At 46.1% G+C, this 15,897-nt stretch carries 12 protein-coding genes and 1 riboswitch; of the genes, 5 read left to right on the forward strand and 7 right to left on the reverse strand.

What is annotated here, in order from left to right; all coding sequences use genetic code 11:
- Positions 1–16: 16 nt before the first annotated feature.
- Together NST94_RS27300 and NST94_RS27305 are read left to right on the forward strand one after the other, a co-directional pair.
- Positions 17–799, forward strand: coding sequence for a flagellar motor protein (locus tag NST94_RS27300; RefSeq protein ID WP_339281473.1), 783 nt, complete (start codon positions 17–19; stop codon positions 797–799).
- The gene (locus NST94_RS27305) at positions 796–1,626 is read left to right on the forward strand and encodes a flagellar motor protein MotB (protein ID WP_038573513.1); all 831 of its coding nucleotides are present in this window, start codon (positions 796–798) and stop codon (positions 1,624–1,626) included. Before NST94_RS27300 ends, NST94_RS27305 begins: the two co-directional genes overlap by 4 nt.
- Positions 1,627–2,054: 428 nt before the next feature.
- On the opposite strand, the gene gcvH is transcribed toward NST94_RS27305, so the two are convergent.
- Positions 2,055–2,447: a glycine cleavage system protein GcvH gene (gene gcvH, locus NST94_RS27310; protein ID WP_036678614.1), complete on the reverse strand. Its 393-nt coding sequence runs from the start codon at positions 2,445–2,447 to the stop codon at positions 2,055–2,057.
- Positions 2,448–2,673: 226 nt separating this feature from the next.
- A riboswitch (glycine riboswitch) is annotated at positions 2,674–2,772 on the forward strand.
- Positions 2,773–2,958: 186 nt separating this feature from the next.
- Here gcvH and gcvT point away from each other — a divergent pair.
- The 3 genes from gcvT (at position 2,959) to gcvPB (ending at position 6,987) form a co-directional block, all read left to right on the forward strand.
- The gene (gene gcvT / locus NST94_RS27315; RefSeq protein ID WP_339281474.1) at positions 2,959–4,071 is read left to right on the forward strand and encodes a glycine cleavage system aminomethyltransferase GcvT; all 1,113 of its coding nucleotides are present in this window, start codon (positions 2,959–2,961) and stop codon (positions 4,069–4,071) included.
- A gap of 106 nt (positions 4,072–4,177) precedes the next feature.
- Complete coding sequence (gcvPA, locus tag NST94_RS27320) at positions 4,178–5,530, forward strand: aminomethyl-transferring glycine dehydrogenase subunit GcvPA (RefSeq protein ID WP_339281475.1); 1,353 nt, start codon at positions 4,178–4,180, stop codon at positions 5,528–5,530.
- Positions 5,527–6,987, forward strand: coding sequence for an aminomethyl-transferring glycine dehydrogenase subunit GcvPB (gene gcvPB / locus NST94_RS27325; RefSeq protein WP_076279168.1), 1,461 nt, complete (start codon positions 5,527–5,529; stop codon positions 6,985–6,987). Before gcvPA ends, gcvPB begins: the two co-directional genes overlap by 4 nt.
- A gap of 427 nt (positions 6,988–7,414) precedes the next feature.
- Here the strand turns inward: gcvPB and NST94_RS27330 are convergent, their stop codons facing one another.
- The 6 genes from NST94_RS27330 to NST94_RS27355 all read right to left on the reverse strand — a co-directional run bounded on the left by NST94_RS27330 (position 7,415) and on the right by NST94_RS27355 (position 15,809).
- Positions 7,415–10,429: an efflux RND transporter permease subunit gene (locus tag NST94_RS27330; protein ID WP_339281476.1), complete on the reverse strand. Its 3,015-nt coding sequence runs from the start codon at positions 10,427–10,429 to the stop codon at positions 7,415–7,417.
- A 277-nt stretch (positions 10,430–10,706) separates the two neighbouring features.
- A complete protein-coding gene (locus tag NST94_RS27335; RefSeq protein WP_076123814.1) occupies positions 10,707–11,861 on the reverse strand; it encodes a cation:proton antiporter in 1,155 nt (384 codons plus the stop codon).
- A gap of 223 nt (positions 11,862–12,084) precedes the next feature.
- The gene (locus NST94_RS27340) at positions 12,085–12,408 is read right to left on the reverse strand and encodes an L-rhamnose mutarotase (protein WP_038573529.1); all 324 of its coding nucleotides are present in this window, start codon (positions 12,406–12,408) and stop codon (positions 12,085–12,087) included.
- Positions 12,409–12,530: 122 nt separating this feature from the next.
- A complete protein-coding gene (locus tag NST94_RS27345) occupies positions 12,531–13,691 on the reverse strand; it encodes an ABC transporter permease (protein ID WP_076192450.1) in 1,161 nt (386 codons plus the stop codon).
- Positions 13,684–14,856, reverse strand: coding sequence for an ABC transporter permease (locus tag NST94_RS27350; RefSeq protein WP_339281477.1), 1,173 nt, complete (start codon positions 14,854–14,856; stop codon positions 13,684–13,686). Before NST94_RS27350 ends, NST94_RS27345 begins: the two co-directional genes overlap by 8 nt.
- Before the next feature lie 17 nt (positions 14,857–14,873).
- Positions 14,874–15,809, reverse strand: coding sequence for an ABC transporter ATP-binding protein (locus tag NST94_RS27355; protein ID WP_036678569.1), 936 nt, complete (start codon positions 15,807–15,809; stop codon positions 14,874–14,876).
- Between the last annotated feature and the right edge of the window lie 88 nt (positions 15,810–15,897).

The raw sequence follows: 15,897 nt of genomic DNA on the forward strand, positions 1-15,897 counted from the left end.
GTTAGGAGCTTGAAGCATGGATATTACCGCAATAATCGGCCTAGTGGCCGGACTGGCTGCGCTAATCGGCGGCTACCTCTGGGAAGGCGGAAGCCTTTCCGGACTGCTGCAGCTTAATGCAGCTTTGATTGTATTTGGAGGTACGATTGCTGCCGTAATGATCAGCTTCCCGGCAGCTAAGCTACGCTCCATTCCCGCCGCTCTGCGCATGGCTTTTGGCCGCAATCCTGAACGTGATGAAGAGAAAGCAGAAGAGCTTATCGCAATGGCCACAGTGGCCCGCCGCGGCGGCGTTTTAATGCTCGAAAAACAAGCGGAACTGCATCCCGATTCTTTTACGCGCGAAGGACTGTTGCTTATCGTCGATGGCACTGACCCTGAGCAGGTAAGACAGATTTTGGAATTGGAAATGGATGCGAAAGAATTGAAGCATGAAAGCTACGCCAAGATTTTTGAAGCCGCTGGCGGATATGCTCCAACGATGGGGATCATCGGTACAGTTATGGGACTTATTAGGGTACTGGGCAACCTTACGGACCCATCAAATCTAGGTACCTCTATCGCAGTAGCGTTCACTGCAACACTGTACGGAGTAGCCATCGCTAATCTAATATTTTTACCCATTGCTTCCAAAATCAAATCCCGCAGCCAAAGTGAGCTGCATAGCATGGAGATGCTGCTAGTAGGCATTCTTTCTCTACAGAACGGGGATCATCCGCTGCTGGTGCGTAAAAAACTGAACTCCTTCATTTCAGACACCACCACAGATGACCGTGCAGAAGCAAGAGGTTTTATATGAGACAAAGAGACCGGCGCAAACGGCGGGTAGAGAATCGAGAAAGCCGTGATCGTTGGATGATTACTTACGCTGATCTAATTACACTTTTACTTATATTTTTCGTTATATTGTATGCGATGAGCAGCCTGGACACTGACAAATATAATATCGTGACCGGCTCTTTATCCCAGACTTTCAAGTCGAGCAGCACTGTTCTTGAAGGCGGGGATGGTATTTTAGATGCTGGAAAGACCCCTGACAACAAACCAGAGAGTACAGATGGGAATGCGAACGCAACTGCAAAACCAAATGACGGTTCTGATGAACAAACGGAGAATGAAACACCTTCAGCACGGGAGTTGGCTTTTCGAGAACAAGAGGCGAAGCTTGCTGAGTTAATGGGTGTGATCACCCACTATGTGGAGGAGAATAATCTCGGTGAACAAATATTTGTAGCCGACAAACCGCAGGGCATAGAAATCACGCTCAGCGACCGTTTTCTTTTTGATGTGGGTAAAGCAGATGTGAAGTCACCAGCCCTTCCTGCTCTTCAGCAGTTGTCTGGCTTATTCAAAGATATCGGAGCAACGATCAGCATTGAAGGACATACGGATAATACACCAGTGTCATCAGCTTCACGTTATAACGACAATTGGGAGCTATCGGGTGCTCGTGCGCTTTCTGTGCTGCGCTTTTTCTTAGATAATGAAGGACTGAACCCGGACACTTTTCAATATGCAGGTTATGCCGATACCCGACCAACAGCAGATAATACTACGGTAGCAGGCAAACAGAAAAATCGACGCGTAGAGATCATTGTACTTCGACAGCTTCAAGAGGTGGAATAAAATATAGTTGCTTGCGCTCAGAGCTAAGTTCGGCGGCAGGGGCCTTTGCAATTACCACATTGAGCTTACAAGGGGCTTCATCCAATTTAATTAGGGAAAACCTCCCTGATTATTCACCTATTATCGTATCCAATCGCGGAATGAGGGAATTTCTCCCTGATTATTACTCTTTTTAGTCTGAAATAGTGGTTTTACCGAGATGATTAGGGAGGAATTCCCTAAAACCCTAACTCTCACGCTATAATCGTCTAAAATGAGGGAGGTTTTCCCTAATTCCATACTCCACTAGACCCTCAAACCACTCGATTGGGTTTACGAATACTCGCACAATCCACATAAGAAACACAAACAGCAAGTCCCCGAATCACAGAAACTTGCTGCTAAAAATATCACACTTGATCAGACTATTTTCCGTCCCCGATTTCCAATTATTCAGCAACTAACGCGCTATAACCGGCTGCATCTAACAGACCTTTTACAGCATCAGCATACTCTCCATCAACTTCAATCTCAAAAATCCAACCCCCGCCATACGGCTGATCATTGATAAGCTCCGGACTAGCTTCTAATCCATCATTCACCTTGGTAACCGTCCCAGAGACGGGCGAATACAACTCCGATACCGTCTTAACGGATTCGATACTGCCTACGCTGTCACCGGCTGAAATGGTCGATCCTACCTCAGGAAACTCAACAAATACGATGTCGCCTAATAAATGCTGAGCATGGTCCGTAATCCCAACACGTACTACTCGCCCTTCTACTTGCTGTGCCCATTCATGCTCTTCGCTGTAAAGAAGGTTGTCTAATACTTCACTCATTTCAAGCCGCCTCATTTCCAATTTGGAGTTCTAAATTTAGTTATAGCCTAAGTTATCCCGGCTCACAATGTCAATATTACTAACAGGAAATTTAAATTTGTCATTTTTTCGACGTTTTCTTGTTGACAGCGCCCGACTATACCCGTTTAATGGAGACATACAAGAAGAAATGACGTTGTCGTCTTTTTATAGACAATAACCGTTTCTCGAAGAAATATAATTGCGGATGATGGCATAGGGAGAGACTGTCTCACTTGAAGACGGCGCCGAAGGAGTAAGCCCTAACAGGGGTGAATCTCTCAGGCAAAAGGACCTTTGTCGGACGTATCTCTGGAGAGCATCAGACGCAAGGCTAGATGCGTCAGATCACCAACGGGGAAACCTGCAAGCTAGTTACGGCAGGGTAACTCTCAGGTACAAAGGACAGAGCAGAAAGCGATTTGTGCATTTATGCATGATTGCTTCTGCCTGTCCTTTTTTCGTATGTAATCAGATCAAGGGGAGTGACGACATGGATGCTTTGAGAAGAACACCTTTTTATGATCTCTATTCCGCTTATGCGGAGTCCAGGTGCATTGACTTCGGTGGCTGGGAGCTGCCAGTACAGTTTACAGGTATCGTGAAAGAGCACGAAGCCGTTCGCCAGCAGGCTGGGCTGTTCGATGTATCGCATATGGGTGAATTCATGGTGATTGGGAGCGGTGCAGAAGCCTTTTTGCAAAAAATGACAACCAATGATGTCAGCCGCCTTACAGATGGTGCGGCGCAATATACGCTGCTCTGTTATCCAAATGGCGGAGTTGTCGACGACCTACTCGTGTATCGCCTAAGCGAAGGGCATTATATGCTCGTCGTTAATGCCTCCAACATCGACAAAGACTTCCAATGGCTGCAAGAGCATTTGACCTCTGAATTCGGCGAAGTCACGCTCACTAATGTCTCTGACGAGACGCTTTTGCTCGCCTTGCAGGGTCCTCTGGCAGAGACCATTCTCGCGGAAGTTACTGATGCTCCTATTTCAGTACTCAAGCCTTTCCATTTCATTGAACGCGCCACCGTTTGCGGTGTAGAGGTACTTATCTCCCGTACGGGTTATACCGGTGAAGATGGCTTCGAGATCTACGCTCCGCTGGAAGGTGCAGAAACGTTATGGAACGGACTGCTTGCAGCAGGCGCGCCCCACGGATTAACACCTGCTGGACTGGGTGCACGGGATACCCTACGTTTTGAGGCAAAATTACCACTGTACGGTCAGGAGCTATCCGCTGACATCACCCCGCTTGAAGCAGGAGTACAGTTCTTCGTGAAGCTGGACAAAATAGACTTTATCGGACGCGATGCACTAATACAGCAAAAAGAAACTGGGATTCCCCGTCGCCTTGTCGGCCTAGAAATGATTGATCGAGGCATTCCACGCTCCCATTATCCTGTTTGGGCAGATGGGGTTAAGATTGGTGAGGTCACAACCGGAACACAGTCCCCTACGCTGAAACGTAACCTGGGGTTGGCTTTGATTGATGCTGCTTACAGTGAAATAGGCACAGAGGTTTACGTAGAGATACGCGGTAAGCAGCTTAAGGCTGTAGTGATTAAGGCCCCTTTTTACAAGTATAAACGCCTTTAGCGTCCATATAAGGACGGTGAGCTTTTAAGCGAGAAATAGAAGAATAAAGTATAGCGTGAAAATTGTACTTTCTTATATTTTAAAAAAGCCAAGGAGTGAAACCTTAATGAAGCACCGTTATCTGCCCATGACAGAACAGGACCGCGTAGAGATGATGGAGGCCGTCGGGATTCAGTCTATAGATGAGCTGTTCTCCGATATTCCTGAAGCGGTACGTTACCAAGGCACTATGCCGATATCTGAACCACTCGATGAATACGCCCTGCTGCGCCACATGAAAGGGTTGGCTGACCAAAATGCCGACTTTGATTCTCACGCCAGCTTCCTCGGCGCCGGATTATACGATCATCACATCCCTGTGGTCATCAACCATGTCATTTCCCGTTCTGAATTCTACACTGCCTACACTCCTTATCAACCGGAGATCAGCCAAGGTGAGCTGCAAGCGATCTTCGAATTCCAATCCTACATTTGCGAACTAACCGGTATGAAAGTTGCCAATGCCAGTATGTATGATGGCGCTACAGCTTTATCCGAAGCAGCGGTTCTCGCGGCTGGTGCTACCAAACGCAAAAAATTAATCGTCTCCCGTACCGTTCATCCTGAGGCTCGCCAAGTGCTACGTACTTCGGCTAATGCTTGGGGTCTGGAGGTGGTGGAGATTGACTATAAAGACGGTGTTACCGATCAAGCTAAACTTGCTGAAGCTATCGATGGTGATACTGCCGCAGTACTGGTGCAATCGCCTAACTTCTTCGGTAGCATTGAGGATCTTCGCTCGGTTGAGCCGCTGATTCACGCGGTTAAAGGTCTTCTTGTAGTCAGCGCCAACCCAATAGCTCTTGGTGTACTTGAAACTCCGGGCAAACTTGGAGCCGACATCGTAGTCGGTGATGCTCAGCCACTCGGTATTCCAGCTTCTCTCGGGGGTCCAACTTGCGGATTCTTTGCCGTAGCTGATCACCTGATGCGCCGCATGCCAGGCCGGATCGTTGGCCAAACGGTAGACCGTAACGGTAAACGTGGCTTCGTTCTTACACTTCAAGCGCGTGAACAGCATATTCGTCGTGAAAAAGCGACATCGAATATCTGCTCCAATCAGGCACTGCTGGCTCTCTGCGCATCCGTCTACTTGTCCGTTATGGGCAAAGAAGGCATGCGTGAAGTAGGCGAACTAAATATTCGCAAAAGCCATTACGCTGCTAATAAACTTAGCGGACTAACAGGTGCTGAACTTGCCTTCTCCTCCCCATTCTTTAACGAATTTGTTGTGAAGCTTCCTGAAGGCAGCAGCGTGACCGCTATTAATTCTAAGCTGCTGAAGGACGATTATCTCGGCGGTTATGATCTGGGTCGTGATTATCCTGAACTTGCTGGACATATGCTGGTTGCCGTAACGGAAAAAAGAAGCAAAACCGAAATCGACCAATTCGCTAGCGCACTGGAGGGCTGTTTATGAAACCGGAGCAAAGTCTAATTTTTGAATTAAGCCGTCCCGGCCGTTCGGCCTATTCTTTGCCACTATGCGATGTGCCACAGGAAGAAACCTTGGAGTCCCTAATTCCATCAGGTTTACTCCGTAGCGAACCCGTCGTACTTCCAGAAGTATCGGAAGTGGATGTCATTCGCCACTACACTTCTCTTTCACGTCGCAACTTTGGTGTAGACAATGGCTTCTATCCACTCGGTTCATGCACGATGAAATACAACCCCAAGATTAACGAAGATGTTGCCCGCTTCTCCGGCTTCGCCAAAATTCATCCCTACCAACCAGAAGAAAGTATTCAAGGCGCACTGGAATTAATGTATACCCTGCAAAATGATCTGTCCGCGCTGACCGGCATGGATGCAGTATCCTTACAGCCTGCCGCAGGTGCTCATGGTGAATGGACCGGCCTCATGATGATCCGCGCCTACCATGAAAGTCGCGGCGAGACGCGTACTAAGGTTATCGTGCCGGATTCCTCGCACGGAACCAATCCTGCTAGTGCCTCAGCAGCAGGACTTGAAACGATCACGATCCCTTCCACAGATAAAGGAATGGTCGATCTTGAAGCACTGAAGGCAGCCGTCGGTAGCGACACAGCCGCACTGATGCTGACTAACCCAAGCACACTCGGCTTGTTCGAGACCCAAATTGTCGAGATTGCTGAGATCGTGCATGAAGCAGGGGGCTTACTCTATTACGATGGAGCCAACTCCAATGCCATTATGGGCATTACCCGCCCTGGCGACATGGGCTTTGACGTTGTACATCTGAACTTGCATAAGACAATGAGTACCCCACATGGCGGTGGCGGCCCTGGAGCCGGACCAGTCGGCGTAAAATCTATCCTCATTCCATTCTTGCCACAACCTACTGTGGTGAAGAATGAAGATAGCAGCTTCTCACTTCACTTCGGTGGTCCTGAATCCATTGGACGCGTAAAAGCTTTTTATGGAAACTTTGGTATTCTGGTACGTGCCTATGCCTATATCCGCACCTATGGTCCAGACGGACTGCGTGAGGTATCCGAAAATGCCGTGTTGAATGCGAACTATATGATGCACCGTCTGGCACCGTATTTTGAAATCCCATATCCGGGTGTATGTAAGCATGAATTCGTGATGTCCGGCAAAAACCTCAAGCAATATGGCGTGCGCACCTTAGACGTTGCTAAACGATTGCTCGACTTCGGCTACCACCCGCCAACCGTGTACTTCCCTCTGACTGTTGAGGAATGCATGATGATCGAGCCGACGGAAACCGAAAGTAAAGAAACACTGGACGGCTTCATCGATACGATGATTCAGATCGTTAAAGAAGCGCAGGAGACACCGGAAATCGTAATCAACGCACCGCATACCACAGAGATTAGCCGTTTGGATGAGACACAGGCTGCGCGTAAGCCGGTTTTGAATTGTTCTTGCGGGTAAACAACATAAATTAAACAAGGCTAGCTCCTAGTGTATAACATTGGGGTTAGCCTTGTTTTTATATGTTTGTTTATCTAATTGGAGTAATTTGGAGGAGAAACGATAAGAATACAATTTCTTTGTAGCAGTCAATCGGACTCAGGAGACACTATTAGTGAATTTATTGGTGTATTAAGATGCTATCGGACTCCAAGGACTCTATTTTCCAAGAAACGGAGTAGGTACGTGGTATTTTTCACCAATAGTGACCCTGGTGTCCGATAGCTTTCAAAATAGGGCTAATTCTAGAAAATAAGGTTTCCTGAGTCCGATACAACATTGGAACTGTAAAAGAAAACTTGGATTCATCTTTCGAATCGAGTTTCCCTTATAACAAAGAGTGCCCCCACAGCTATACCAATGCTGTGGGGGCATCATTTATTCTCGATTACGCACCATGAGTTGGAGTTTCTATTTTGGCCGTACTTTTACGCTCTTTTGCTGATTTACGGAAGTAGAACAACTCGTAAATCGCCGGCACTACAATCAGCGTAAGCAGTGTTGCTGCGGTTAAACCGCCAATGACTACAATCGCCAAGCTTTGCGAGACGATGCTGCCCATCTCGGCATGGCCGAACAGCAGCGGTGTCATGGCGCAGATGGTGGCGATCGCCGTCATGAGAATCGGACGCATCCGTGTTCCGGCAGCTTCTAGAATAGCCTCGTGGATACTCATATTGGCTTCATTTTGCTTAATCCGGTCAATGAGCACAATGGCATTCGTAACAACAATACCTATTAACATCAACGCCCCGAACAGAGCTGTGAAGTCAGGCGTTACACCGGACACGATAAGTCCAACAATCGCACCAATCGCCGCGAGCGGTAAGGAGAACATAATCGCCAGTGGAGCCCGAAGGGTTTTAAAGGTGAGTACCATAATCAGATAGACCAACCCGATGGAGATCAATGCCGTCATGCCCAAGTCGTTGAAATCCTCTGACTGATCAACTGACGCTCCGCCTGCAAATAAGGTCACGCCTTTCGGAAGTGTAAGACTATCGGTTTCTTTTTTAATATTCGCACCGATCTCAGATACCTTCTTCGGATCAACCTCTGCTGTAATTCGTACATACGGCTTCCCATCTTTATGGAACAACATTGCTGGTTCATTCCGAACCTCGTAAGTTGCGAGCTGAGACAGTGGCTTCGGCCCCTCAGCCGTCATGAGCGTCAGCGCTTTTAAATCCTGCTCCGTTTGCGGCTGAACCATAGGATCTAACACTACACCTGCTGCGTCACCATCGAGCTCAATTTGCCCCATTGGAATCGGATTAAGCATCGCTGACAGCTGCATTGAAATCTCTTGCGCATTACTTTGCGCCGGATCTACCTTAAAGGAAAATACAGGTTTCGTGTCCTCCATATTGCTGCTGACTTTTTGAATTCCCTCTACGGTCTTCAGCTTAGCGGTGACTTCTGTTGCTACAGTAGTAATATCTGTAAGATTATCTCCGACAATATCAATATATTCACTGGTAGAGCTGGATCCCATCATACTCATTTGGTTAGCAACAAGTGTTGCTCCAGTGTATGAATCTTTTACCTCACGAACATGATCAATAAAAGCCTGAGCATCTGCACCTTTTTTCATAACAACGGTATAGTCCACTAAGGTTTCAGAGGTAACACTCCCCCACTTAGCGGCGTCCGCACTATTCCCTGATTGCATGATTACCGTTTCTGCTTGTGGCTGCTTCATCAAATCTTGTTCTAACTGCTTTCCCTTTTCCAAAATATCTTTGACAGGAACATCCTTCGGATAATTCATCTGAACAGAAACATAGCTGGCATCCGAAGCATCGAGCGCCCCTTTGGGCATAGTCACATAAGCAGCAATGGAGCCAATCAGAAGCAGGAGACCCAACGATAAGCTAACCCATTTACGGCGAAGATTCCAGTCCAGAAAGCGGATAAACCATTTAGAAGGTTCGTGTTCTTTCATTGATGTTCTTCTCAGCAGCCATGAGCTTAAAAGAGGAACAACCGTCAAAGCTACTACGAGTGAAGTAAGCAATGAATAGGTCACTGTTAAAGCAAACGGCAGTAGGAAAGCTTGCAAACTACCACGCAAGAGACCCATCGGCAAAAATACTGCTACGGTAGCAATGGTTGATGAGGTAATCGCTCTAGCCACTTCCCCAGTTGCACTAATAATCATTTCTCGGGAAAAGGGTTCTTTTTGCAGCCTACGGTAAATGTTCTCAATCACCACGATACTATCATCGACCAAACGGCCTACCGCAACCGCGACTCCCCCGAGTGTAATGATATTCAAGCTTATGCCGGAAATATTCAGCAGATATAAGGTGACTGCTAACGAAAGTGGGATGGATACTGCCGTAATCAGAGTAGCCCGCAGGTTACGCAGGAACAACAGAATCACAATCGTCGCAAATAATGCACCTAGCAATACCTCACGCATCATACTGTTCACCGAGCTAACTACCATATCCGATGTACTGAATACCACTGCTGCTTCTGCATTAGGAATGGTTGTATTAATATGATTTACGGCAGCCTGAATGTTATCTCCGACACTGACTGCATTCGCATTAGCCTCTTTGGTCACTATGGCGAATAGAACGTCTTTCCCGTTCGAACGGCTGACACTTTCCTGATCCTGCTTCAATTCGACAGCAGCGATATCCTGTAGCTTAACGCCCGCAGATACAGGAAGCTTTTTCAAAGTATCCATACTATCTATCGTAGAAACTACGTTAACATTGCCGGTCTGCCCACCAATCGTTTGCTCCCCAAGGGATGCCGATACATTACGTCCTTGAAGTAAACCTAATACTTGTGGAGTCGTGACTCCCTTCTCAGCCATTAATTTCGGGTCCAGCTTAACGCTGACCTGCGGAGTTACCTTACCATATAAAGCAACGTTCGCTACCCCTTCAGCTTTTTGCATCTCTGGAATGATAGTTTCTTCCGCAAGCTTAAGATTCTCTTTAGTCAGGCCTTCGTCAAAAGCAAGAGTAACCTGTGATACAGGAATCATGGAGGTATTCAACTGAAGTACAAAAGGAGCCATTACCCCTTCCGGGAACTTCAATGAATCGACGACCTTCTGGACCTCCTGCGCAGCATCCTTCATATTCGTTTTCGAATCATAAAAAATATTTACCTGCGCATATCCGTCTCCGGAAGTGGACAGTATTTCCTTCTTCCCTTTCACAAAAGCTGCTCCAGCTTCTATCGGCTTCGTTACATTAGTCTCCATAGCATGTGTATCCTGGCCAGGACCCAGCACAGTTACAGTCACTTGAGGATTATCCGCCTCTGGCATAAATTCCATCGGTAGCGAAGTGTAGCTCATCCCTCCCACCACAAGAGCCATGACTACTAAAAGCCCCACCGCAGCCTTGTTACCGAACGACCATTTTGTTAACCATTTCATTTTCTTTTTCCCCTTCCACTCCACATGATTTCTGGCACTCCCCTTATGTCTGTTTGATTATGTATTAATTTCCATCCCGAGATTTAGTTTAGTCATTTTTGGCTGAACTCAAAACAGCCCTACGGCTGGTTTCGTACTCAGTCTTAAGACGGGGAACTTTCCCCTTCTGTAGACAGATCCCCGTCCTTATTCTTGATGATGGCAACTGGAACGTGAGCATAAAAAAAGAGCCCCGTTAGCCATATAAATGACCAACAGGACTCCCTTTTGTTATGGTTTATTTCCCTTCCGCACGTACTGGATCACGGAACATAAATTTCAATAGTGGCGGCGTTACAAGTGTAGTTACAATGACAACAATAATGACCGAAGTAAAATACTGTTGCTGTAACAAGCCGCTTTGCAGCCCTGTGGCGGCAATGATCAACGCAACTTCCCCCCGTGAAATCATCCCAGACCCAATAATGGCAGACGAGTGGTTATCAAAGCCTGTAAGACGCGCACCCAGACCGCCACCAAACAGCTTGGTCAGAATGGCAACAACCGTAAGCAAGATCACGAAGCCTATTTGACTGCCTACTCCTTCAAAGGAAACACTAAGTCCGATACTTACAAAAAAGACCGGCACAAAAATCGAATAAGCAATCGGCTCGAGCTTGGATTCTACCGTGTGCTTAAAGGAAGTTTGCGAGATAGCAATCCCAGCCGCAAAGGCACCAATGATTCCTGCCATCCCCATGATTTCAGCAAAATAGGCGAATGCGAAACAAATCATTAACGCTGCTGAAATAATCGCCTCTGTCACCTTCAACGGAGCCATCCATTTCATGACCCGAGGAACAATGAACCAGCCGGCAATAATCGCTACGGCAAAGAACAACACCTTTTTCCCAATTAAAAGACCAATAGAAACGTCTGTACCTGTACCAAAAAAGCTCATCAGAACAGCGAGCAAAATAACAACTAGAATATCATCTACTACGGCAGCCCCCAGAATTGTAGAGCCTTCACGTGTGTTCAGCTTATTCATATCTTTTAACACCTGCACCGATATGCTGACCGATGTTGCACTAAGAATAACGCCCATAAACAAAGCATTATGATAAGCAAAACCAAACATTTCTCCTAAGGCGAACCCACCCAAAAAGGGTAATATAATTCCACCGACGGCTACTGCAAAAGCTGATTTCCAGTTCTTGCGCAATTGATCCAGATCCGTCTCAAGCCCCGCTATGAACATTAACAGTAGAACACCGATCTCAGAGATATAATGAATAAACTCTCCATCCTGAACCCAGCCCAGTACCGCAGGCCCCAGTATGATTCCCACAATAAGCTTACCTAGCACAGCTGGTTGCCCAAGCCGCACAGATAGATCACCAGCTACTTTGGTGAACAATATGATCAGCATAAGATATAAAACAAACTCCATCTTTCAATCCACTCCCTTGTTGTATATAAGAACTGCCAACCAGGAGCTTCTCCAAGCCAAAAAAAGACAAAGAGGAGCCCTTGTTGACAGGCTCCTCCAAAAAACAAATAATTATTCAATTTAACTTTATAAATTATATTATACCTATATTTAAAATAACTGTAAACCAGATGCGCCGATAATATAAATTATGCACATTTGATTTGTTCTAGAATTGAATTGCTTATTTCAGATAGAACACTTCACGTAAGGGCTGCATAGGCACCTCATCATTGAAATCAAATGAACCTTCAACCATCTTAGAGGTAATCGCATTCCAGCGGTTGCAAGCATCACTTTTGGCAATGTAATCAAAAGCCGCCTTACTATCCTCACACTCATAACAGTAAAAAAATTGATTGCCATTCTGAAAGATGGAATAGTTAGAAATACCAGCCTTACTGTGCTCCTCCAAAATTTCTGGCCAAGGATTTAAATGCATAGCTACATACTCCTCTAAACATTCTTCCTTCACCCGCCATGTCCAAGCCAATTTATTGCTGCTCATCTGCTCATCCTCCTAGAAATCCCCTCTTTTACACATATTAAGAACTAGGGACATTTGATACCTATTATTGTACCTGAATAGAGTAGTCCAAGCTATGCATATCTATATGATCTGTAAATTTTTTAAGCGTTAATTCCGGCTTCACTCGGACGTAGAATAGCAGAACCAATCGCCAGCAGCACCGCGGCCATAAGACCCAAGATGGCAAAAGGCAGCCATAATTCATTCCAGCCTCCACCTGTAGCAGCGATATCGATCGCTTGGATCGCCCATTTTTGCGGTACAAAATTAGCTGCCTTCTGCATATAATCCGGCATAATGGATAACGGCCAGAAACAGCCTCCAAGCATACAGGTCGGGGTCAGGATCAGCGAATTAAGCATGCCAGTATTATTGGGATTGCGAATCAGACCTGCTACCGTACTGGCTAAGCCCATGGAAACGAGCATAAATGCTGCAAGAACCAAAAAATACAAGTAGAGCGGTAATCCAAAGTCAAACTGCAGTACATAACGGCCCAAAGCAAGTACTACAACAATTTGAATTAACCCAACAATGAAGCTTCCCAGAAAATTACCGAGGGCAATCTCATACGAACGAACCGGGGCACTGAACATACGTTTCATCGTTCGTTCTCTTCGATCATCCATAATAAGCGACACTGAACTTGTAACCAGCCCCATTAAGAACATCAAAGTAAATCCTGTGACGATGCTTAAGCCCTCTTTTGGATATAAATCATAATCTGTTCTTATACTGCCTACACTATGTTGCTCAGCTCTTTGCATTACGGCAGCAAACTGTGAGTCCGAGTCCGTAGCCTCAGTCCGAGCTGCTCCAATTAGTCCAGCAGTGTTTCGCATTTCATCAGCAATTACACTGATTTTCATTTTTACCATAATGGATGTTTCAGTAGCCTTAAGCTCATACACACTAATTTGTGGCTCTTCTCCAGCAAGCAGTGCGGAGGTGAAGTTTTGCGGTATCAAAATACCGGCTTCTCCGTTCTGATCGATAATACTCTCCCTCAAATCAGCCTCATCTGTCTTCTCTACCAGCTTATAATCACCAGTATTCTCCAGCTCGGTAAGCAAATGTTTGCCCGCTGCACCATCGTCCATATTCGAATATAAAATAGTAGCCGGTCTCTCACCCATACTTCCACTAATTGCTACTACCCCGGCCACGACAAGACATGGCAGAAGAATATACGAAAGCAGCCCATTCCGAGAACCAATCGTTCTTTTCACCATATTCCAAGCAATCGTTAAGATCTTATCCATGGTAACCTACCTTCCGGTACGAGATAACCGCTGCACTGAATAGAACCAGACAGATGATCGACAAGACCAGCAGATTCGGCAAAATCTCTGAGACCTCTGCATGCAGCATCATTTTTAGAACAGCTTGTAGTACCCAGTGATTCAGGGTAAATGCCCCGACCGAGTTCACCCATGATTCCGGAAGTGGAGCCATCCCTCCACTAATGAAGGTCATGACCACAGTGATAACATTAACAATACTTCCTGCACTTGCTTTAGTTTTGCTAAACATTGAAATAACAATCGATAATGTCATGGAAGCTATGATCATTAAAAGACAGAAGAGCAGCAGCAAGCCCGGACGATTGCCCCAATTTACGCCAAACAACAAATGAGTCAGGATAATAATCGCTGCGCACTGCACTACACTTACAACCCCTACGCCTAGCATTTTACCAATAAACAGCTCAGAACCTTTTACCGGCATTGAAGTTATTCGGAAGAGGGTATGATTTTCTTTTTCATTAAAAAGAGAGCTGCTGACGGTCAAACCGCTATATAGCAGAAACATCAGCATCATGGATACCGCATAGAATTGGGAGGCTGTATAGGATCGGCCACCTTCACTGAGCGCCCCAACCTTAACAGAAGGCTGCTCTCCCAAACTTGGTGCAGTAGCGGTCAAAGCTTCTGGACCCAACGTCATAGCTACGGATTGCTTATAGTTAATATTGTTCAAAAAGTTATCGAATACCGTCCCCGCAACCATATTATCTGTCCGATCTTTGCCCAGAACAAACTCTAGCTTTGCAGTTTCGCCGCTTTGTACTTTCTTATCGAAGCCTAGGGGAATAATAACCGCATAACCATATTTCCCGGCGCGCAGGCCACTTTCCGCTGTCTCTCGGCTCCCTACTTTGACCGGAATAATGATATCCTTAAGCTCCGGCGTCTTCAAAAAGCTGTCTATCATCGCCGAGCTTTCATACCCTTCTCCAGAAAGATTAACTACACCAACACGTACAGGGTCAATCTTAGACGCTGCCTTATCACCGATTACACTGGAGAGGGAAGCACCCAGCAGAAAGATCAAAAGCAGCGGTAGCAGAAACATATTAATGATGATTGAGCGTGAAATAAACAGCCTGCGAAGCTCATAAAGCATAATTGTCCAAATATTTCTCAAAGCGTTCTCTCCCTCCTTTAATCGCGCAATGTCCGTCCTGTCAAACTAAGGAATAAAGTCTCCAGATCCGGCTCCTCAATATTTAAAGAACCAATAACGCCTTCATGTTTAGCAAAAATAAACAAGATATCCTGCAGCTCATCCTGTGAGGAGGGGAGATACATTTCTACCGTTCCCTCTTTACTTTCCACTCTCGTGATCCGCGGGTGTAGACTAAGCTCATTGATTAGCTCCGGGGTGATGTTCGTTGCTTTGACCACTATTTTTTCTTCTTGAGAAACCCGTTCCCGCAGCTCCTTTTCCGTGCCACAAGCAATGATATGTCCCTTATCCATAATCGCTACCCGATCACAAATGGCTGCAACCTCTTCCATATAATGACTAGTGTAGATGACGGTTGAGCCAAGCCGATTCAGCTCTTTGACCGACTCAAGGATATGATTACGAGACTGCGGATCAATCCCTACGGTCGGCTCATCCATAATAATCAGCTTTGGATGATGCATGATGGCACAAGCGATATTCAAACGTCTCTTCATCCCTCCGGAAAAGGTAGCTGGTTTTTCTTTGGCCCGGTCACTAAGTCCTGTGAAAGCGAGAGCTTCCGCCACCCGCTCTTTCAGCAATTTTCCCCGCAAACCATACAATCTTCCGAAAAAAGTTACATTTTCTGCTGCTGTCATTGTATTGTACAAAGCCAAATCCTGCGGAACTAAGCCGATCTTTTTCTTAACCTCCAGTGCATACGAAGAGACTGATAACCCATCAATAACAATGTCTCCACTATCAATCTTTAGCAGGCCGCAAATCATACTTATAGTTGTACTTTTACCTGCCCCGTTCGGGCCTAGCAGGCCAAAGATCTCTCCTGCTTGAATCGTAACATTCACATGATCTACCGTTAATTTGTTCTCATACCGTTTCACCACATCGGTCAACACCGCGATTGCCATCTCTTATCTCCCCTGTCGTGTGTGCTTCTATATTTTCAATTTTATTCTAGGTTGAATTTTTGCGGATGTACGAAAGGTCATTTTTTGA

Origin of the sequence: Paenibacillus sp. FSL H8-0282 (assembly GCF_037963825.1) — a bacterium.
Classification (GTDB): Bacteria; Bacillota; Bacilli; order Paenibacillales; family Paenibacillaceae; genus Paenibacillus_AQ; species Paenibacillus_AQ odorifer.